Source organism: Mesorhizobium silamurunense (genome assembly GCF_014843905.1).
Lineage (GTDB): Bacteria > Pseudomonadota > Alphaproteobacteria > Rhizobiales > Rhizobiaceae > Mesorhizobium > Mesorhizobium silamurunense.
The window spans coordinates 18,737-38,739 of sequence record NZ_LPVS01000010.1; the positions used below are offsets into that span (position 1 = coordinate 18,737).

A 20,003-nucleotide genomic window follows, 5' to 3' on the forward strand; every position below is an offset into this window, starting at 1 on the left:
GGTGTCAGGCGCCGGTGATCAGCTTCCCGGCCTTGGCGATCCACGATCCGGCATTTTCACGCGGCTGAAGCCCGTTGCTCTGCAGGAGCTTGTAGGAATCCTTGTACCACTGGCTGTCCGGATAGTTGGTGCCGAGCACCGCCGCGGCAGTCTGCGCTTCCGAAGTCAGGCCCATCGCGTAGTAGGCTTCGGTCAGGCGCGCAAGCGCTTCCTCGACATGGCGCGTGTTGGAGTAAGTCTCGACCACGGTGCGGAAGCGCTTGACGGCGGCGATATATTCGCGGCGTTCGAGATAGTAGCGGCCGATCTGCATCTCCTTGCCGGCGAGCTGGTCGGTGGCGAAGCGGATTTTGTCCTTGGCGTCGTCGACATATTCGGAGGTCGGCCAGCGCGTCACCAGGTCCTGCATGGTCTGCACGGTCTGGCGTGCCTCCTTCTGATCCTGGGTGACGTCCTTGATCTGCCGGTAGTAGCTCAAGCCGATGATGTACTGCGCATAGGCGGCATCGTCGGTCGACGGATAAAGCGTCAGGTAACGCTTGGCGGAACCGATCGCCTCGTCGTAGTTGCCGGCGCGATAGTCGGCGAAGGCGCCCATCACCATCGATTTGCGGGCGAATTCCGAATAGGGATGCTGGCGGTCGACGGCGTCGAACTTCTTGCTCGCCTCATCGAGACGGCCGGCATTCAGGTTGGCGAGGCCCTGGTTGTAGAGGACGTCTGCGGGTTCGGTCTGGTCGACATAGGTCGCCAGATTGACGTCCTTCTCGGACGACATGCAGGCCGACAGCAGCAGCGACGGGACGACCAACGAAAACGCCAGGAAAACAGCCCTATACGGCGCCCTCGATTGACCAACTCGCGAAAAAAACATGTTTGGATCCCGCCCTTTCGGCGTCGTTTCGGTCCGGGCCGCAGCCATAAACCATTATCCCCTTGCCCGGCAACGCTATGTCCGGCCAATCGCACATTTTTGTGGCGGCGGCATAGCGCTGAGCCCACCGCGCGATTTGGCGCTCCGGTGATGCATTATTACCACACACCCCTGCCCCACATCAAACCCGGCGACCACGCCTCGCGACACCATGCGGGATGCTACGTCGTCGGTCGCAAAGGAAACGTTACAGGCCGGAAGCATTGGAAACGCTGTGCCTGCGGCTCGGACCTGTGGCCTATGAGATCAGGCGCGGAAGCTAAGCAAAGACCGCTTCAGATCACCCAGGGCGCGTAGACCGGTCCGCTGACGGCGATCATCTCGGCGACGCGGCCGCGCTCGCGGCGCTGCGTCTCGACGATCTCGAAGGCCGTGCGGTCGGACAGCAGGCGGCGCAGCGCCGCCGCGTTCATCCGGTGGCCGCCACGATAGGAGCGGAAGCAGCCGATGAAGCGCGCGCCGGCAAGCGCCAGGTCGCCCATGGCGTCGAGCGTCTTGTGGCGGACGAATTCGTTGGGATAGCGCAGTCCGCCGACATTGATGACGCGGTTGTCGTCGCCGATGACCAGCGAGTTCTCTAGCGACGAGCCGAGCGCGTAGCCGGCGGCCCACAGCCGCTCGACATCCTTCATGAAGCCGAAGGTGCGCGCACGCGCGATGTCGCGACGGAAGATGTCGGGGTTGATGTCGGAGGCAAAGAGCTGGCGGCCGATGGCCGGGCTCTCGAAATCGATCTCCACCTCGAATCGCGTGCCGTCATAAGGGCGGAACTCCGCCCAGGATGCGCCGGCTTCGATACGAACCGGCTTGACCACCCGAATATAGCGGCGCTTGACCGCCAGCGTCTCGATGCCCGCCTGGTCGAAAGCCTCGACAAAGGCCACGGCGCTGCCGTCGAGAATGGGAACCTCCGGACCGTCGATCTCGATGATGAGGTTGTCGATGCCGAGTCCGAACACTGTCGCCATGAGGTGTTCGACGGTTCCGATGTGCTCACCTGCCGGATCGCCGAGCATGGTGCAAAGGTCGGTGGCCCCGACCTCAGAGACTAGCGCGCGAAACTCGCGCCCCTCGCCGCCATTCGAAAGGTGAAACACGATGCCGGTATCGGCGTCGCCGGGCAGGAAATGAACAGTGACGGGCTTGCCGCTGTGGACGCCCGTGCCGGTCAATGTCACGCGCGCTTTAACTGTCGTCTGATAGTCGTGCAAGACAAACCCCATAAGCCCTAGCTGCCAGCGTCCGCTTTGTCGGCCTCTGAGCATTTTCAACCAGATGGATCATCTGGCATCCGCGCAACGCGGCAATGAACAGGGCATGCGGCTCTGATATGATCGGCAGGCAGGGCCAACTCCCCGAATCCCGGCAAACCGACTTAAGTCCGACGCGAAGATAATGGCCCGTCTGGGAGACTCCAAATCACGGTTTCTTACCCTCTGTAACCGCGAGATTGAACGAGAAAGCGTCCGTAACGCTTTGTTTTAGAAGAGCTTTTAACGCCAACAGGCAGACGATTCCCCACCTGCCTGTTAACAACTGTTATATATCGTTAGTGCATGTCGCCCAAAAGTGTGCAGCGGTTTTGGGAGAAACGACATGCATCAAACAAGGCTTAAAGCGCGCCGCCTGTCGCGGCGCGCTTTAACTTAGTTGGCCTGGCGGCGCAGGAACGCCGGGATCTCCAACTGGTCGTCTTCCTGCACAGTGCGGCTCTGCGGCGTGAGGCGCCCCTGGTCGTCGAGCTGGCCGCGGCGCGGCGCGTAGAGCTGCGGATCCTGGCTGGCGAGGCGGCGCATTTCCGGTGCCGCCTGGCGCAGTTTCGGCTCGCGCGGCTGCGCCGGCTGCAGTCGGGCCGGCTCTTCCTCGCGGCGGGTCAGGCCGTTCGTCAGCCGCTTGATCAGCCCCATTGGACCGCTGTTCTCATGGTCGGCGGGACGGGTCTTGGCTTCCACTTCCGCCCTCACCACCGGCGGAAAGTCCTCGACGCGCGGCATGCGCTGCGGCGCCGCCGCCATCGGCTGCGGCATCTCGCGCTGCGGCGCGGGCTGCATGGCCTGCTGCGGCACCACCGGCTGCGGACGCGGCTGGGCCGGGGGAGCCTGGAAGATCTTGCTCTGCGGCTGGAAGTCGTCGACCGGCGCGGGGCGCGGCTGCGCCATCGCGGCGGCGTTCGCCTCCGCAAGCTGGATCGCCTCGGCGACCGGATCGACCGCGCGCGGTTCGTAAGCCTGCTGCTGAACCGGCGCCGGACGGCTTTCCTGAGCAGGCGCCGCCGGCCGGGCGACCGGCTTCTGCGGCGCGCGGATCGAGATCGGCGCCGCGGCGATTTCGGCCGCCGACTTGTCGATGCCGGTGGCGACCACGGAGACGCGGATCACGCCTTCCAGTTCCTCGTCGAAAGTGGCGCCCAGGATGATGTTGGCGTCCTGGTCGACCTCCTCGCGGATGCGGGTCGCAGCTTCGTCGACCTCGAACAGGGTGAGGTCGCGGCCGCCGGTGATCGAGATCAGCAGGCCCTTGGCGCCCTTCATCGAGGTTTCGTCGAGCAGCGGGTTGGCGATCGCGGCTTCCGCGGCGGCCATCGCGCGGCCCTCGCCCGAAGCCTCGCCGGTGCCCATCATCGCCTTGCCCATCTCGCGCATCACCGAACGGACGTCGGCGAAGTCGAGGTTGATCAGGCCTTCCTTGACCATCAGGTCGGTGATGCAGGCCACGCCGGAGTAGAGCACCTGGTCGGCCATGGCGAAGGCATCGGCGAAGGTGGTCTTGTCATTGGCCAGCCGGAACAGGTTCTGGTTGGGGATGACGATGAGCGTATCGACGCATTTCTGCAGCTCCTCGATGCCCATGTCGGCCGTCTTCATGCGGCGCTGGCCCTCGAAATGAAACGGCTTGGTGACGACGCCGACGGTAAGGATGCCCTTCTCGCGGGCGGCGCGGGCAACAACCGGCGCAGCGCCCGTGCCGGTGCCACCGCCCATGCCGGCGGTGACGAAGCACATATGCGTGTTGGACAGATGATCGATGATCTCGTCGATGCATTCTTCCGCGGCAGCGCGACCGACTTCCGGCTGCGAGCCGGCGCCGAGCCCCTCGGTGACATGCGCGCCGAGCTGGATCAGCCGTTCCGACTTCGACATCGTCAGCGCCTGCGCGTCGGTGTTGGCCACCACGAATTCGACGCCGCGCAAGCCGGCGGTGATCATGTTGTTGACCGCGTTGCCGCCGCCGCCGCCAACACCGAACACGGTGATGCGTGGCTTCAGCTCGGTAATGTCCGGCTTTTGCAGATTGATGGTCATTGTCTCCGTCCTTTTGCCTTTCCCGCCGCTTCGCCGCTGCGGCCGCCTATGGGGCTGTCCCCGTCAAATTAAAAACTGTCTCTCAACCACTGACTCATGCGATGCAGTTTTCCGCCCGTTCCGGTCATTTTGAAACCGGAAAGTCCTTTCGCCGAATGGCTCTCGAAGCTCGCCATCTGCGGATAGATCAGAAGCCCGACCGGGGTCGAGAACGCCGGCCCCTTGGCTGCCTCCGGCAGGCCCGCCACGCCGAGCGGCCGGCCGATGCGTACATTGCGTCCGAGGATGCGGCGCGCCGCTTCCGGCAGGCCGGCCAGTTGGCTGGCGCCGCCGGTGAGAACGACGCGCTTGCCGACGGCGTTGCCGTAGCCCGATTTGTTCAGCCGATCGCGCAGAAGCTCCAGCGTCTCGTCGATGCGCGCGCGGATGATGCGCGTCATCACCGAGCGCGGGATCTGCAGCGGCAGTTCGCCCTCCTCGCCGATCGGCTGGATGGAGACCAGGTCGCGGTCGTCGGCACTTCCAGGCAGCGCAGAGCCATGCATCACCTTCAGCCGCTCGGCGGCGTCGAGCGAGGTCGACAGGCCCTTGGCCATGTCGAGCGTCACATGGTTGCCGCCGATGGCGATGGCGTCGCCATGCACGAACTTGCCTTCCGAGAACACAGAGATCGTCGTGGTGCCGCCGCCCATGTCGATGCAGGCTGCACCCATTTCGAGCTCGTCGTCGACCAGCGCCGCGAGACCGCTGGCATAAGGCGTCGCCACCATGCGCTCGACCGACAGATGCGAGCGGTTGATGCAGAGCTCCAGATTGCGCATCGGGGCGGCGTCGCCGGTCAGCACATGCATGTCGACGCCGAGCGCGTCACCGACCATGCCGCGCGGGTCGCGCACGCCGCGTTCGGCATCGAGCGAGAAGCCGACGGGAAGCGAATGGACCACCTCCCGCTCGGCCCGCAATGCCTGCTTGGCGCCGGCGCCAAGCACGCGCTTGATGTCGGCTTCCTCGACCTGGTGGCCGCCGAGATTGATGGTTGCCGAGAAGGCCTCGCTCTTCAGCCGGCCGGCCGTCATGTTGACGATGAGGGAATCGACGGTGAGCCCGGCCATGCGCTCGGCCGCGTCGACGGCGAGACGGATGGCATGCTCTGCGCGGTCGAGATCGACGACGACGCCCGACTTCACGCCCTGCGACTTCTGATGGCCGATGCCGATCACCTGGATGCGATGCGAGCGCCCGCGAAGAAGCTTGCCGTCCTCGTTCGGCTTCAGCTTCGCCACCACGCAGCAAACCTTGCTCGAGCCGACGTCGAGCACCGTCAGCGTGCCCGACCGCCGCGAAGAAGCATCACCGCTGCCGCCAAGCCAGCTCATATCTTCGTCTCCGGCTTGCGCTTCGTCAGGCTCTTCGGCTTTTCGCTGAGCGCGGCTTCGCGCTGTGTCGCCGCCTCCGGCGAGAGCTCCACCACCAGCCGGTCGGACAACCGCATGTCGACGGCAGCGATGTCGCGTGTCAAAAGTCCGTTGTCATCGTCGAGCCTGACGAGATCGGCGATCGCCCGGTCCTCGTCATCCTCCGGCAGCTTCACCGTGATGCCATTCTCGAGCTTGAGATCCCAGCGCCGCTCGCCGACGCGGATATAGCCTTTGATCCGCGCCGCCAGATCGGGATAGCGCTTGATCTTCTCCAGGAAGTCCGGCGCCTTGGCCGGCGCGCCCGTGCCGATGATCAGCGGCAGCAGAGCCTCCTTGCCGCCCGAGAACGGCGCGATCACCTCGCCCGACCGCTCGATCACCGACAGCGAGTTGCCCTGCTGCCAGAGCGCGAAAGGTTCGCGCTCCTCGACGCGCACTTCCAGCGTATGCGGATAGATCTTGCGCACCGCCGCCACCTCAACCCAAGGCAACGTCGCGATGCGCTCGCGCGCGGCCTCGGCGTCGAAGCCGATCAGCGATGTCCAGCCATCGAGGCCGAGCCGGTCCAGTATGTCGATCTCTGAAGTCTGGCGGTTGCCGACGACCTTGATCTGATCGACGGCAAAACCGGTTCGAGCCGTCACGCCCTGCACGATGCTGTCGGAATAGCCGCCGAGATAGGCGCCATAAGCCCCGGCCGAAGCCAACAAGGCAGCGGAGAGGATCGCGGCCGAAAAGCGCGGTGCCTCGTACTCGCCACCGCAGAGACGGGCAAGCACACGCACCGGCCGCCGAAGTTGGCGCGGCAACACGAAATGGTCGAACGACAGCGGCACGCCGAATAGCGCAGGCCCAGCCCCACCGCCCTTGCCCTGTCCCCACCTCAACGCAGACACGAAGCGTCCTCCACCATCCAACTCAACAGATCGCCGAACGAATGCCCCGCTTGCGCGGCGATTTCAGGCACCAGAGACGTCGGCGTCATGCCCGGCTGGGTGTTGATCTCAAGCCAGACAACCTCGCCGTTTTCGGAGTGACGGTCGTCGTAACGGAAGTCCGACCGGGAGACGCCCCGGCAACCGATAGCAAGATGAGCCTTGAGGGTCAGTGTCTGTATTTTTTGGTAAATATTCGGTGAAATTTTTGCAGGGGTTTCGTGTTTTGATCCGCCGGGAACGTATTTTGAATCGTAGTCGTAGAAGGAATGGCCGGTCGGGATGATCTCGCAGACCCCGAGCGCCACGTCGCCCATCACAGCGCAAGTCAATTCGCGCCCATGGATGTAGCGCTCGACCATAACGATCTCGCCATACTTCCACTCTGACGAGCCTATCACCTGCGGCGGATGCGACTGCCCCTCATGCACGATGACGACGCCGAAGCTCGAGCCTTCGTTGACCGGCTTCACCACATAAGGCGGCTTCATCGGATGCTTGTTCTGGACGGCGAAGCGGTTGACCACCTTCGATTCCGCGACCGGAATGCCGGATGCCTTGGCGACCTTCTTGGCCTGCTCCTTGTTCATGGCCAGCGCCGAAGCGAGCACACCCGAATGGGTGTAGGGAATTCCGAGATATTCGAGAATTCCCTGGATGGTGCCGTCCTCGCCGAACGGACCGTGCAGCGCATTGAAGGCGACATCGGGCTTGAGCTCGGCAAGGACAGACCCGACATCGCGCGAAACATCGACGCGGGTGACCTGATAGCCTTCATTCTCGAGCGCATCCGCACACGCATTCCCCGAGGACAGAGACACGGGCCGCTCCGAGGAGAATCCACCCAGGAGAACAGCCACATGCTTCTTCTTCATCCCGTCATTCCCTCTCACGCCGGGCCTGCAACCGATATTTCCGCACGCAACATCCCCGCATATTGAGTCCGAGTCTTCCGGCAGGTTGCCCCCCCCAGACGGAAAACGCGAGTTACGCGTCAAACGACTCAAATCAGGAAACGCTTTAGGGCAGAGAATCAGAGAGTTGATTCCCTGGCAAGTGCCTATGATTCCGAGAGATTCACTTTCCGCGAAAACGGGTCAGAAAAGCGTGTTGTTGAGTCTTTACGGCAACGCTTGACGACCGTTGCCTGTCACGGAAGTTCATGTGCTACTTGAACTTCGCAGCGAGCTAAAGAAGCTGTCCCAGGAATTCCTGGACCGCGTGGCCCGGCCGGAAGTTGCCGAGACGCTTGATCTCCCAGTGGAGCCGGATACCCGAATTTTCCAGCACCCGTGCGCGCACCGTCTCGCCGAGATATTCGAGATCGTAGCCGGTCGCCGTGCCGGTGTTGATCATGAAGTTGCAGTGCATGGGGGACATCTGCGCGCCGCCGATCATCAGCCCGCGGCAGCCGGCCTTGTCGATCTCTTTCCAGGCCGACGAGCCTTCGGGATTCTTGAAGGTCGAACCGCCGGTCTTCTCGCGGATCGGCTGCACCGTCTCGCGATGATTCTGCACGGCGTCCATCGCCGCCTTGATCGCCGCCTTGTCTTCCGGAACGCCCTCGAAGATGGCGGAGGTGAAGATCAGTCCGGCAGGTGCCGATGAGTGGCGATAGGAATAACCCATATCGTCAGTGAGCAATGTATGAACATTGCCCTTGCGATCGAGCGCCGTCACCTCGACGACCCGCTCGCGCGTCTCCACGCCGTTGGCGCCAGCATTCATGATAAGCGCGCCGCCGATGGAGCCTGGAATGCCGTGGTAGAAATGGAAGCCGCCAATACCTTCCTCCAAGGCAAATGCGGCAAGACGCTTGTCCGGGGTGGCGGCGCCTGCCTTGATCCCACCACTTGGAACTCTTTCAATTTGACCAAAGCCCTTGGCCGAGAGCCTCACCACGAAACCGGGGATGCCGCCGTCGCGCACCAGAAGGTTCGAGCCGACGCCGACGACCGTGATCGGAATTTCCTCCGGCACCGCGCGCAGGAAGGCCGCGAGGTCCTCCTCATCGACCGGCTGGAACAGCGCCTCCACCAGGCCGCCGGCACGAAACCAGGTGATCTTGTCCATCTCGGCATTGGGCGTGACGCGGCCGCGCAAGGCGGCGAGCTTGTCGCCGAGTTTATCGATCAGGTCCTGGCCGCGCATCATGAGGGGGCCCCACCGAGTTCCTTGGGCAACGCGTAGGCCCATTGCGTGATGTTGCCGGCGCCCAGGAACACGACGAAGTCGCCGGGCTTGGCAAGCTCGCGAATGGCCGGCGCGACCGCCGCCGGACCTTCGATATAGCGCGCGTCGCGGTGGCCGCCAGCGCGGATGCGCGACACCAGCGCGTCCGAGGAGACACCTTCGATCGGCTCCTCGCCGGCCGGATAGACCGGCGCCACCATGACCGTGTCGGCATCGTTGAAGCAGACGGAGAACTCTTCGAACAGGTCATGCAGCCGGGTGAAGCGGTGCGGCTGCGCGATCGCGATGACGCGGCCCTTGGTGGCCCCGCGCGCGGCCTTCAGCACCGCCGCGATCTCGACCGGGTGATGACCGTAATCGTCGAAGATGTCGACCCCGTTCCAAGAGCCGGTGTGAGTGAAGCGGCGCTTGACCCCGGCAAAGGACGACAGGCCTTTCTTGATCGCCTCGGCCGACAGGCCGAGCTCATTCGCGACCGCGATCGCCGCCGTTGCGTTGGAGACATTGTGCCGGCCGGGCATCGGCAGCCGCAGGCCGGCGATCGTCGTTGTGCCGCGGCCCTTGCGGTCGCGGATCACCACGTCGAACTCCGATATGGCTCCGTCCATACGGTGGTTGGTGAAGCGCACGTCGGCCTGCGCGTTCTCGCCATAGGTAATGACGCGCCGGTCCTCGATGCGGCCGACCAGCGCCTGCACCTCCGGATGGTCCGTGCACATCACGCCGAAGCCGTAGAACGGCACGTTCTCGACGAACTGGCGGAACGCCTCGCGCACCTTGTCGAAGCTGCCATAGTGATCGAGATGCTCCGGGTCGATGTTGGTGACGACCGCGATGTCGGCCGGCAGCTTGAGGAAGGTGCCGTCGCTCTCGTCCGCCTCGACCACCATCCACTCGCCGTCGCCCATGCGGGCATTGGTGCCATAGGCGTTGATGATGCCGCCATTGATGACGGTCGGGTCGAGCCCGCCGGCTTCGAGCAGCGTCGCCACCATCGAGGTGGTCGTCGTCTTGCCGTGCGTGCCGCCGATGGCGATCGCCTGGCGGAAGCGCATCAATTCAGCGAGCATCTCGGCGCGGCGCACGACCGGCAGCAGTTTTTCGCGCGCGGCCTTGAGTTCCGGGTTGGATTTCTTGATGGCCGTCGACACCACGATCACTTCGGCGTCGCCGATATTCTCGGCCTTGTGGCCGACGAAGCACTCGATGCCCTTATCGCGCAGCCGCTGCACATTGGCGCCGTCCGCCTGGTCGGAACCCTGCACCTTGTAGCCGAGATTGTGCAGCACCTCGGCGATGCCGCTCATGCCGATGCCGCCGATGCCGATGAAATGCACGAGGCCGATCGTCTGCGGCATCTTCATGCGCGCGTCCTCCTGTGGTCCGAAACCGTTTTGCCGGACGCAATAGCCTCTGTAAGATCGGCGAGCAACCGCGCAGCATCCGGTTTTCCGGCCGAGCGGGCAGCCGCGGCCATCCCTGCAAGCCGGCCGGGGTCCTCCATTAGCCCGCCGACCAGCGCGGCAATCCGCTCGGCCGAAAGCGTCGATTGCGGATGGACCTCGGCTCCGCCGGCCGCGGCAAGTGCCGCGGCATTCGCCGCCTGGTCGTGATCGAGCGCATGCGGATAAGGCACCAGCAGCGCGGGGCGGCCGATGACGGCGATCTCCGATACCGTCGAGGCGCCGGAGCGCGACATCACCAGATGGGCCGCCGCCATGCGCGCCGCCATGTCGGTGAAGAAGGGCGAAACCTGCGCGTCGACGCCGAGATTGGCATAGGCGGCCTTCACCCGCACCACGTCTTCGGCGCGCGCCTGCTGGGTGATTGTCAGCCGCTTGCGCTGCGCTTCGGACAGGAGCGCGATCGCCGCCGGCACGGCATCGGAAAAGAATTGCGCGCCCTGGCTGCCGCCGAACACCAGAAAGCGGAAAGGCTCGCCGTCGTTGGACGCTATGTAAGGGGTCTTTGCCGCTTCGAGTATCTGCGGCCTGACCGGATTGCCGGTGTTCACCGTCTTGGCGCCGGCCGCACTTGCGCCTTCCGGCAGGAAGCCGCCGGCGATCGCGTCGACCCGGCTCGACAGCGCCCTGTTGGCGCGGCCCATGACGGCGTTCTGCTCATGGATCAGCGTCGGCACCTTGCGGCGGGCCGCCGCGTAGAGCGGCGGCAGTGTCGGATAGCCGCCGAAGCCGACGACGGCCTCCGGCTTGATCCTGGCGATCACCCGCCCCGCTTGCCGCACGCCTTGCCAAATCGTCCAGAAGGCCGAGAGCATGGCAATCGGATTCTTCGAGCCCAGTGTGGCCGACGGGATCGAGTGGACTTCGACAGCGGGAAACTGGCGCGAATAGCGCTCGGCGCGGTGGTCGGTGGCGAGATGCACCTTCCAGCCGCGCTCGATCAGCTCATGCGCAAGCGCCTCGGCCGGGAACAGATGCCCGCCCGTTCCGCCGGCCGCAAGCAGGATAACACCCTTCGACATCCAGCCTCATTCCGCCGCGATAGTGCGCTGCGAGAAAGCATAGCCCATCTGCTTGCGCTTTTCGGGATGTCTGCGCGTCAGCGCCAGCACCATGCCCATCGAGACGGCAATCGCGATCTGCGAGGAGCCGCCATAGGAGATGAAGGGCAGCGTCATGCCCTTGGCGGGCATCAGCTGCAGGTTGACGCACATATTGATGGCCGACTGCAGCCCGAAGATGGTGACAAGCCCGCCGACGGCGTAGCGGGTGAAATCGTCATGCTCCTTGAGCGCGATGCTCAATCCGCGCAGCACGATGAAGGCGAAGATCGACATGATGAAGAAGCACATGATCAGCCCGAACTCCTCGCCCGCGACCGAGAAGACGAAGTCGGCATGGCTGTCCGGAATGACCCGCTTCACCGTGCCCTCGCCCGGACCGACGCCGAACCAGCCGCCATTGATCAGCGCTTCGCGGCCCATGTCGACCTGGAAGGTATCGCCTTCGCCGGTGAGGAACTTGTCGATGCGGGCGGCGACGTGCGGAAAGACCGTATAGGCCGCGAACACGCCGCCGATGCCGGCGGCACCCAGCGCGACGATCCAGAGCCAGGGTAAGCCGGCCATGAAGAACATCACGCCCCAGGTGCCCAGCACCAGCATTGTCTGGCCGAGATCAGGCTGCGCCACCAGGAGGGAGATCACCAGGGCCAGCAGCAGCATGGCGAAAAGATTGCCGGGGATATCGGGCTGGCGCTTGTGCTCGGCGAAAAGCCAGGCGCAGATGATGACGAAGGCAGGCTTGAGGAATTCGGACGGCTGGATGGAGAGGCCGGCGAGCGACACCCAGCGCCGCGCGCCTTTCACCTCGACGCCGATGTAGAGCACCGCCACCATCAGCACCAGCATGATGCAGAGCATCACCAGCGACATGCGCCTTATCTGTCGCGCCTCGAGGAAGGAAACCGCCAGCATCACGATGAGAGCTGGGATGGTGAAGATGATCTGCCTTGTAGCGAAGTGGAAGCTGTCGAGGCCGATGCGCTCGGCGACCGCCGGACTTGCCGCGAAGGACAAAACGATGCCTAGCCCCATCAGCGACAGGAATGCCGCCAGGAACCAGCGATCGATCGTCCACCACCAGGTTGCGACCGGACTTTTGTCGAGACGGCTTTGCATCAACGTGGCCCTCCGATGGGTTTCACCCCATCAATAGCAGTCGCAGCTTGCCTGAAGGCTTCGCCGCGAACCTCGAAATTCTTGAACTGGTCGAAACTGGCGCAGGCCGGCGAAAGCAGCACCACCGCTTCGCCGCCGGTGTCGCTCGCAGCGTCATGGGCTGCATGCTCGACCGCGGCAGCCAGCGTTCCGGATATTTCGTAAGGCACCGCCTCGCCCAGCGTGGCGGAGAAAGCAGGTGCGGCCTCGCCGATCAGATAGGCCTTGGCGATGCGCGGGAAGAAGCCGCGCAGCGGCTCGATGCCGCCTTCCTTGGGCAGGCCGCCGGCGATCCAGTAGATGCGGTTGAAGCTCGACAGCGCTGGCGCCGCCGCGTCGGCATTGGTCGCCTTGGAATCGTTGACGAACAGCACATGATCCTTGCGGCCGACCTGCTCCATGCGGTGCGCCAGCCCTGGGAAGCTTTCCAGCCCCGCCTGGATCTCGCCGAGCTCGAGACCGACCCGCAGGCAGGCGGCGATGGCAGCCAGCGCGTTCTGCGCATTGTGTTGGCCGCGAAGCGAGCCGATGCCCTCGAGGAAAGCGACGCGGCTGTAGCGGCCGTCCACGGCTTCCATCAGGTTGGTGCCCTCGGCGAAATAGCCGTCGGTGAGCGGCAGGCGCTTGGAGATGCGGATAACCTGCCGGCCTGCCCGCTCCAGCCGGTCGGCGATCTGGGCGCACCAGGAATCGTCGACGCCGATGATCGCGGTGTCGCTGCCGGCGACCAGCCTTTCCTTGATCGAGGAGTAATGCGCCATCGTGCCGTGCCGGTCGAGATGGTCGGGCGTCAGGTTGAGCAGGATGCCTGCCGTCGGGTTGATCGAGGGTGCGAGATCGATCTGGTAGGAAGAGCACTCCACCGCATAATGCCGCTCGGGCTCGGGCGGGTCGAGCGTCATGATGGCCCGACCGATATTGCCGCCCATCTGGGTGTCGCGCCCTGCCGATTTCAGGATATGCGCCGTCAGCGCCGTAGTCGTCGACTTGCCGTTGGTACCGGTGATCGCGATAAAGGGCGAGGACGGAGCGCGCTGGATGCGCTCGCGGCAAAACAGCTCGATGTCGCCGACCACCTCGACGCCGGCGCCGCGAGCCAGCTCCACCGTCCAATGCGGCTTCGGATGCGTGAGCGGCACGCCGGGCGACAGGACGAAGGCCGCAAAGCGCGACCAGTCGGCGCCGCGCAGGTCGCCGGTCGCAATTCCGGCGGCGGCGGCCTTGGCCACGCTGTCCGGATTGTCGTCCCAGGCGAGGATATCGGCACCACCCGCGATCAGCGCATGCGCGGTCGCGATCCCCGAACCGCCGAGCCCGAAGAGCGAAACGCGTTTGCCTGCGAAGGAAGTGGCGGGGATCAAGCGGTGTCCTATCTGAGCTTGAGGGTGGAGAGGCCGACCAACGCCAGGATGACGGCGATGATCCAGAAGCGGATCACCACCTGGCTTTCGGTCCAGCCGAGCTTTTCGAAATGGTGATGGATCGGCGCCATCAGGAAGACGCGCTTGCCGGTCATCTTGAAGTAGCCGACCTGGATGATGACCGACAGGATCTCCACCACGAACAGGCCGCCGACGATGACCAGCACGATCTCGTGCTTGGTGGCGACCGCGATGGTGCCGATCAGTCCGCCCATGGCCAGCGAGCCGGTGTCGCCCATGAAGATCGCGGCCGGCGGCGCGTTGAACCAGAGGAAGCCGAGGCCGGCGCCGATGACCGCGCCGAGCACGACCGCCAGCTCGCCGGTGCCGGGGACGAAGTGGATCTGCAGATATTCGGCGAAGACCGCGTTGCCCGAAAGATAGGCGATGACGCCGAAGGACGCCGCCGCGATCATGATCGGCACGATCGCCAGGCCGTCGAGGCCGTCGGTCAGGTTCACCGCATTGCCGGCGCCGACGATGACGAAGCAGGAGAACGGCACGAAGAACCAGCCGAGATTGATGAGGAATTCCTTGGCGAACGGAAAGGTCAGCGAGGACGAGAACGGCGCCTGGCCATTATGCATGATCACCCAGGCAGCGACGCCGGCGATGACGAATTCGATCGCCAGCCGCGCCTTGCCGGAGAAGCCTAGATGCGACTGTTTCGTCACCTTGAGATAGTCGTCGTAGAAACCGATCGAGCCGAAGCCGAGCGTCACCAGCATCACAACCCAGACATAGATGCTGGAGAGGTTCGCCCACAAAAGCGATGAGCCGATGATGCCGCAAAGGATCATCAGCCCGCCCATGGTCGGCGTGCCCGCTTTCTTGAAATGCGTCTGCGGCCCGTCGGCGCGGATCGGTTGGCCCTTACCCTGACGAAGCCGCAGCGAATTGATGATGGTCGGTCCGAATATGAAGACGATGAGCGCCGACGTGATCAGCGCGCCGCCGGTGCGAAAGGTGATGTAGCGGAAGACATTGAAGGCCGAGATCTTGTCCGCGAAATCAACGAGTAAAGTGAGCATGCGCTTCCGTCCCCCGGAGCCCGACCTCAGGTCGGTTCAATGGTTGCGGCTTCCGCCGGAAATTTGCCGAGCAATGCCTCGACCAGCTTTGAAAATCCTATGCCTTTCGACGACTTGACCATCACCACGTCGCCGGGCCTGATTGCCGACATGACGACCGGCTTCAGCTCTTCCGCGCCTGCCCGGTATTCGGTTTCGACATCGGAAGGCAAAACCTCGGCCAGCGCCCGCATCTCCGCGCCGCCGAGAAAGACGTTGTGCGTTTCCGTGCCGACGATGAGTTCGGCAAGCGCCGCATGCAGCTTCGCCGAATGGCTGCCGAGTTCCAGCATGTCGCCAAGCACGGCGATGCGCCTGCCCTCGCCCGATACCGGCGTGGCGTTGAGCAGCGCCATGGCTGCCGCCATCGACGCCGGGTTGGCATTGTAGCTCTCGTCGATCAGCGTGATCGGGCCGCTTGGATGATGCAATATGTGGCGCCTGCCGCGCCCGCGCTCGGCCGAAAGATCTGCAAGCGCCGCCGCCACCTTGTCGAGATCGGCGCCGACCAGTTGCGCGGTCCCCAGCACGGCCAGCACATTCTGCACGATGTGTCGGCCGGGCGCCCCGACCCGGGCCGTCACATCCTTTTTGCCGATCTTGACGGCGATATCGGAATGATCGGCGTAAAGGTCGCAGCCAGCAAGGCGGAACGCCGAGCGGGCGTTTTCGCCGAAGCCGAAGACATGCTCGACACCGGCCTCTCTCGCCATTTTGCCGAGCAGCTTCCAGCGCGGATCGTCGCGGTTGAGCAGCGCGGCGCCGCCGGGCTCTATGCCCTCGAAAATCTCGGCCTTGGCCATGGCGATCTCGTCGAGATTCTTGAAGAAGCCAAGATGGGCGGCGGCAATCAGCGTGACGATCGCGACATGCGGTCTGACCATCCTGACGAGCGGCCTGATCTCGCCCGGATGGTTCATGCCGATCTCGAAAACCGCGTAGTCGCAGTCTTGCGGCATGCGGGCCAAGGTCAGCGGCACGCCCCAATGGTTGTTGAACGACTGCGCCGAGGCATGCACCTTGCCGACCGCCGACAGCACATGGCGCAGCGCCTCCTTGGTCGTCGTCTTGCCTGCCGAGCCGGTCACCGCGACAATCTTGGCCCGTGAGCGAGCGCGCGCCGCAACGCCAAGCTTCTCGAGCGCCGCAAGCACATCCTGCACGACGATCATCGGCGCCGTCAGCCGGCCGAGTGACGGCAGCTTGCCCTCGGCGACGACCAGCACGGCAGCACCCGCCTTCACCGCCGCGGTCGCGAAATCGTGGCCGTCCATCGTCTCGCCCTTGATGGCGAAGAAGGCATTGCCGGGCTCGAGGCTGCGGCTGTCGATGGAAATGCCGGTGATGCCTTCCGGCAGCGAGCCGATCGGCCTGCCACCCATGGCCTCGACGAGCGCTTCCGACGTCCAGAGCAAGCTCATGCGGCGCGCTCCTGAAGCGCCTCGCGCACTTCCTCGTGGTCGGAGAAGTGGAAGGTTTCGGTACCGATGGTCTGGCCCTCCTCATGCCCCTTTCCGGCGACGATCAGCGTATCGCCGGCATGAAGCATCGCCACCGCCTCGTGGATCGCCTTGCGGCGGTCGCCGATCTCGATGGCGCCGGGTGCCGCGGCAAGGATGGCCGCGCGGATGGTTTCGGGGATCTCCGTGCGCGGATTGTCGTCGGTGACGATGACGACATCGGCTAGCCGGGTGGCGATCTCGCCCATGATCGGCCGCTTGCCGCGATCACGGTCGCCGCCACAGCCGAACACGACAACGACCCGGCCTGTGGTGAACGGGCGAACCGAGGTCAGCACATTTTCCAGCGCGTCGGGCTTGTGTGCGTAGTCGACATAGACCGGAGCACCGGCCGCCGTCGTGCCGACAAGGTCGAGCCGGCCCGGCGCGCCTTTGAGTTTCTCCAATGCGGCCAAGGCTTTGCCGACGGATGTTCCAGTCGAGATGGCGAGGCCGGCCGAAACCAGCGCATTGGCGATCTGGAAATCACCGGCCAGCGGCAGGTCGATCTCGTAAAGCACGCCGTCGGCCTCGACCTCTGCGCGCTGCCGCCGCCGCTCATGCTCGACGCGCTTCAGCGTAAGGAACTCGCCGTGGCGGCCGACTGTGAGCACGTTCAGGCCCGCCGCCCGCGCGGCGTGAACCGTCGGCTCCGACCAGGGATCGTCGGCGAAGATGACCGCCGGAGCCCCCGTCGGCAGCAGGGTATCGAACAGGCGCAGCTTGGCGCGATGATAGTCCTCGACCGTCGGATGGTAATCCATGTGATCGCGGCCGAGATTGGTGAAGCCGCCGGCGGCGAGCTTGACCCCATCGAGGCGGCGCTGGTCGAGGCCGTGGCTGGAGGCCTCCATCGAGGCGTGTGTCACCCCTGCCTCCGCCAGTTCCTTCAGCAGCTGGTGCAGCGCAACCGGATCCGGCGTGGTCAACGAACCATATTCGTTGCGGCCGGGCGCCACGACGCCCGTCGTGCCGATCGAAGCGGCGGCAAAACCGGCCTGCTCCCATATCTGGCGGGTGAAGGCGGCGACCGACGTCTTGCCGCTGGTGCCGGTGACGGCGACCATCGTCTCGGGCTGCTTGCCGAAGAAGCGCGCCGCGCTCAGCGCCAGAGCCAGGCGAGGATCATCGACGGCAAAGACCGGGACCGGAAGGCCGGAAACGCCTGTACCATTGCCGGTGACGATTGCAGCAGCACCTCGACTGGCGGCATCGGCGGCATAGGTTGAGCCATCGGCCTTGCTGCCGGCGAGCGCAAAGAAGACGGCGCCCGGCCTTACATGGCGGGAATCGGAGGAGAGACCGGTAACCTCCAGATCGGGGGAAGCTGTTCCCTCGACAGGCAGGATACCGGCTAGATCTTTCAGATGCATTGAGTCCCGTTCACCGCAACAAAATAGCGCGCAGTTGCCGGCGCGCCCCAAGAATCACTGATAGGAAACCAGCGTTGCACCATTTTCATGGCTGAAATCTGGCTTCACGCCAAGCATGGAAGCCGCGCGCCTGACGATGTTGCCCGCCATGACGCCCGCATTCGAGGCTGCGGTGGCGCCCATGCCGGGCTTTTCCGGCTTCGGCTCGTCGGCGATCGTAAGCACGATATATTGCGGATCGTCCATCGGGAAAGCCGCCACGAAGGCATTGAAATTCTTGTCTTTTGAATAGCGGCCGTTGACCACTTTCTCCGCCGTGCCGGTCTTGCCGCCGACGCGGAAACCCGGAACCCTGGCGCTCTTGCCCGAACCTTTCTCGGCATTGAGCGCATAGAGATAGCGCATCGATTCCACTGTTTTTTCGCTGACCACTTTCTTGGCCACCGCCATTGCCTGTTCCACGGTACGCGGCAGGAAGGTCGGCTCGATCAGATAACCGCCATTCATCAGCGCGGCGCAGCCCACCGCCGTCTGCAGCGGCGTCGTCGACACGCCATGGCCGAAGGCGATGGTGATCGAATTGACCTGCTTCCAGACCTTGGGCTCGGTCGGCCGCGCCACTTCCGGCAATTCCGTCTGCATTTTTTCGAGCACGCCCAGCCGATGCAGGAATTCGCGATGTCCTTCGATGCCGACAGCCTCGGCCTCCCTGGCCGAACCGATGTTGGACGAATAGATGAACACTTCCGGCACCGACAGAACACGGCCCTTGGCGTGGAAGTCGTGGATGGTCTGACGGCCGATCCGGATGGGGCGCGACGCGTCGAAGCGGCTTTCCAGCGTCACCTTGCCGGAATCGAGCGCCATCGCGGTGGTGAAGCTCTTGAAGGTCGAGCCCATCTCGTAGAGGCCGGCCGACATGCGGTTCAGCCGGTCCTTCTCCTGGGCGTTGTAGGGATTGTTGGGGTCGAAATCCGGCACCGACGCCATGGCCAGCACCTCGCCGGTCTTGACATTGAGCACGACCGCGCCGGCCGCGATCGCATGGAACCGCTCCATGCCGGTCGCAACCTCGTCGCGGACGATGTGCTGGACGCGCAGATCGATTGACAGCTTCACCGGCTTCAGGTCCCTGGCCACCGCCAGCCCCGACGCCTGCAGATCGGTAAGGCCCTGGTCGTCGATGTACTTCTCCATGCCGGAGATGCCCTGATTGTCGATATTGGTGAGCCCGACAATGTAGGAGGACGTCTCGCCGCTCGGATAGAAGCGCCGCTTTTCGGTGCGGAAGCCGAGACCCGGAATGCCGAGCGCCATGATGTCGGCCTGCTGCTTCGGCGTCAGCTGCCGCTGCAGCCAGACGAAGCCGGCGCCGCTCTTCAGCTTGTGATAGGTCTGCTCGTAATCGATCTCGGGAAGCACGGTCGACAGCTTCTCGATCGCCTCGTCGGCGTCGACGATGCGGCGCGGCTCGGCGAACAGCGACGCCGTCTTGATGTCGGTCGCCAGCACCTCGCCGTTGCGGTCGACGATGTCCGGCCGCGAGGCCGTGACGCGGCTTTGCGGACCGCCCGACATATCCGGATTTTGCAGGCCGAGATAGACGAGCCGGCCGGCAATCGTCGAATAGATGGTGAAGAACACCGCCATTGTCATGACGATGCGGGTCTTGGCCTTGCCGCCGGTCGCCTTGCGGGCGGCATCGACGACGATCGAACCGTCCTCGGCCACCTTCTTTCGACGCTTGAGCAGGTCACCGATCCTTGGAAGCCTGCTGATCATTGCACGGTGCTCCCGGTGACCACCGGATCCTTGCCGGCCGGGGGCGCTTTGCCGGAATTGTCGGCCATGCCGCCAAGCCGCTGCGACGACAGGTCCTCGATGTTGACAGGTTTCATGGGTACGTCGTCGAGACCGCCGATCTGCCGGGCGTTGAGCGGCTCGAGCCCGAGCTGAGACTTGTAGATTTCGGCAAGCTTCTGCAGCCGTGCCGGTTGGGTGAGCAGGCTCCAGTCGGCTTTCAGAAGATCGATCGTGTCTTCCTCGTAGCGGATCTGCGCCTGCAGCTTCTGCACCGCCGCCAGCTGGTCCTCGGCTTCGCGCTTGGTCTTGTAGGTCAACGCCGCCGCCGAGACCATGACGGCGATCAGGACTATGTCGCTGGTACGAAACACGT

16 protein-coding genes are annotated in these 20,003 nt (G+C 64.4%); all 16 read right to left on the reverse strand.

Annotated elements, in window-relative coordinates:
* Window positions 1–4 precede the first annotated feature (4 nt).
* A complete protein-coding gene (locus AU465_RS01025; RefSeq protein ID WP_192243148.1) occupies window positions 5–874 on the reverse strand; it encodes an outer membrane protein assembly factor BamD in 870 nt (289 codons plus the stop codon).
* A gap of 335 nt (window positions 875–1,209) precedes the next feature.
* Window positions 1,210–2,157 carry a UDP-3-O-acyl-N-acetylglucosamine deacetylase gene (gene lpxC / locus AU465_RS01030; RefSeq protein WP_192243150.1) on the reverse strand — a complete coding sequence of 316 codons (948 nt, stop codon included), beginning with the start codon at window positions 2,155–2,157 and terminating at the stop codon, window positions 1,210–1,212.
* 423 nt (window positions 2,158–2,580) lie between these two features.
* Window positions 2,581–4,236: a cell division protein FtsZ gene (gene ftsZ, locus AU465_RS01035; RefSeq protein WP_192243152.1), complete on the reverse strand. Its 1,656-nt coding sequence runs from the start codon at window positions 4,234–4,236 to the stop codon at window positions 2,581–2,583.
* A 68-nt stretch (window positions 4,237–4,304) separates the two neighbouring features.
* Complete coding sequence (gene ftsA, locus AU465_RS01040) at window positions 4,305–5,612, reverse strand: cell division protein FtsA (protein ID WP_192243154.1); 1,308 nt, start codon at window positions 5,610–5,612, stop codon at window positions 4,305–4,307.
* A complete protein-coding gene (locus AU465_RS01045; RefSeq protein WP_192243156.1) occupies window positions 5,609–6,550 on the reverse strand; it encodes a cell division protein FtsQ/DivIB in 942 nt (313 codons plus the stop codon). The genes ftsA and AU465_RS01045 overlap by 4 nt, the downstream gene beginning before the upstream one ends.
* Window positions 6,538–7,464 (reverse strand): D-alanine--D-alanine ligase, encoded by a 927-nt coding sequence (locus tag AU465_RS01050; protein WP_192243545.1) that lies wholly within the window; start codon window positions 7,462–7,464, stop codon window positions 6,538–6,540. Before AU465_RS01050 ends, AU465_RS01045 begins: the two co-directional genes overlap by 13 nt.
* A 313-nt stretch (window positions 7,465–7,777) precedes the next feature.
* A complete protein-coding gene (gene murB, locus AU465_RS01055) occupies window positions 7,778–8,743 on the reverse strand; it encodes a UDP-N-acetylmuramate dehydrogenase (protein ID WP_192243158.1) in 966 nt (321 codons plus the stop codon).
* Window positions 8,740–10,146, reverse strand: a complete 1,407-nt coding sequence (gene murC, locus AU465_RS01060; protein WP_192243160.1) for a UDP-N-acetylmuramate--L-alanine ligase — start codon at window positions 10,144–10,146, stop codon at window positions 8,740–8,742. The genes murB and murC overlap by 4 nt, the downstream gene beginning before the upstream one ends.
* A complete protein-coding gene (gene murG / locus AU465_RS01065) occupies window positions 10,143–11,267 on the reverse strand; it encodes an undecaprenyldiphospho-muramoylpentapeptide beta-N-acetylglucosaminyltransferase (protein WP_192243162.1) in 1,125 nt (374 codons plus the stop codon). Before murG ends, murC begins: the two co-directional genes overlap by 4 nt.
* A 6-nt stretch (window positions 11,268–11,273) precedes the next feature.
* The gene (gene ftsW, locus AU465_RS01070) at window positions 11,274–12,425 is read right to left on the reverse strand and encodes a putative lipid II flippase FtsW (protein WP_192243164.1); all 1,152 of its coding nucleotides are present in this window, start codon (window positions 12,423–12,425) and stop codon (window positions 11,274–11,276) included.
* On the reverse strand, window positions 12,425–13,825 hold the full coding sequence (gene murD / locus AU465_RS01075) for a UDP-N-acetylmuramoyl-L-alanine--D-glutamate ligase (protein ID WP_192243166.1): 1,401 nt from the start codon (window positions 13,823–13,825) through the stop codon (window positions 12,425–12,427). The genes ftsW and murD overlap by 1 nt, the downstream gene beginning before the upstream one ends.
* Window positions 13,826–13,833: 8 nt before the next feature.
* Window positions 13,834–14,916 (reverse strand): phospho-N-acetylmuramoyl-pentapeptide-transferase, encoded by a 1,083-nt coding sequence (mraY, locus tag AU465_RS01080; protein WP_192243168.1) that lies wholly within the window; start codon window positions 14,914–14,916, stop codon window positions 13,834–13,836.
* Between the two features lie 26 nt (window positions 14,917–14,942).
* A complete protein-coding gene (locus AU465_RS01085; protein ID WP_192243170.1) occupies window positions 14,943–16,376 on the reverse strand; it encodes a UDP-N-acetylmuramoylalanyl-D-glutamyl-2,6-diaminopimelate--D-alanyl-D-alanine ligase in 1,434 nt (477 codons plus the stop codon).
* Entirely contained in the window at window positions 16,373–17,827 is a 1,455-nt protein-coding gene (locus AU465_RS01090) for a UDP-N-acetylmuramoyl-L-alanyl-D-glutamate--2,6-diaminopimelate ligase (RefSeq protein WP_192243172.1), read from the reverse strand. The genes AU465_RS01085 and AU465_RS01090 overlap by 4 nt, the downstream gene beginning before the upstream one ends.
* A 54-nt stretch (window positions 17,828–17,881) precedes the next feature.
* Window positions 17,882–19,609: a peptidoglycan D,D-transpeptidase FtsI family protein gene (locus AU465_RS01095; RefSeq protein WP_192243175.1), complete on the reverse strand. Its 1,728-nt coding sequence runs from the start codon at window positions 19,607–19,609 to the stop codon at window positions 17,882–17,884.
* A complete protein-coding gene (ftsL, locus tag AU465_RS01100; protein WP_192243178.1) occupies window positions 19,606–20,001 on the reverse strand; it encodes a cell division protein FtsL in 396 nt (131 codons plus the stop codon). The genes AU465_RS01095 and ftsL overlap by 4 nt, the downstream gene beginning before the upstream one ends.
* Window positions 20,002–20,003 lie beyond the last annotated feature (2 nt).

What these genes read in the sequence shown, in the direction of transcription:
- AU465_RS01025 (WP_192243148.1), bottom strand. Translation starts at nt 874, where the DNA reads ATGTTTTTTTCGCGAGTTGGTCAATCGAGGGCGCCGTATAGGGCTGTT.
- lpxC (WP_192243150.1), bottom strand. Translation starts at nt 2,157, where the DNA reads ATGGGGTTTGTCTTGCACGACTATCAGACGACAGTTAAAGCGCGCGTG.
- ftsZ (WP_192243152.1), bottom strand. Translation starts at nt 4,236, where the DNA reads ATGACCATCAATCTGCAAAAGCCGGACATTACCGAGCTGAAGCCACGC.
- ftsA (WP_192243154.1), bottom strand. Translation starts at nt 5,612, where the DNA reads ATGAGCTGGCTTGGCGGCAGCGGTGATGCTTCTTCGCGGCGGTCGGGC.
- AU465_RS01050 (WP_192243545.1), bottom strand. Translation starts at nt 7,464, where the DNA reads ATGAAGAAGAAGCATGTGGCTGTTCTCCTGGGTGGATTCTCCTCGGAG.
- murB (WP_192243158.1), bottom strand. Translation starts at nt 8,743, where the DNA reads ATGATGCGCGGCCAGGACCTGATCGATAAACTCGGCGACAAGCTCGCC.
- murC (WP_192243160.1), bottom strand. Translation starts at nt 10,146, where the DNA reads ATGAAGATGCCGCAGACGATCGGCCTCGTGCATTTCATCGGCATCGGC.
- murG (WP_192243162.1), bottom strand. Translation starts at nt 11,267, where the DNA reads ATGTCGAAGGGTGTTATCCTGCTTGCGGCCGGCGGAACGGGCGGGCAT.
- ftsW (WP_192243164.1), bottom strand. Translation starts at nt 12,425, where the DNA reads ATGCAAAGCCGTCTCGACAAAAGTCCGGTCGCAACCTGGTGGTGGACG.
- mraY (WP_192243168.1), bottom strand. Translation starts at nt 14,916, where the DNA reads ATGCTCACTTTACTCGTTGATTTCGCGGACAAGATCTCGGCCTTCAAT.
- AU465_RS01085 (WP_192243170.1), bottom strand. Translation starts at nt 16,376, where the DNA reads ATGAGCTTGCTCTGGACGTCGGAAGCGCTCGTCGAGGCCATGGGTGGC.
- AU465_RS01090 (WP_192243172.1), bottom strand. Translation starts at nt 17,827, where the DNA reads ATGCATCTGAAAGATCTAGCCGGTATCCTGCCTGTCGAGGGAACAGCT.
- AU465_RS01095 (WP_192243175.1), bottom strand. Translation starts at nt 19,609, where the DNA reads ATGATCAGCAGGCTTCCAAGGATCGGTGACCTGCTCAAGCGTCGAAAG.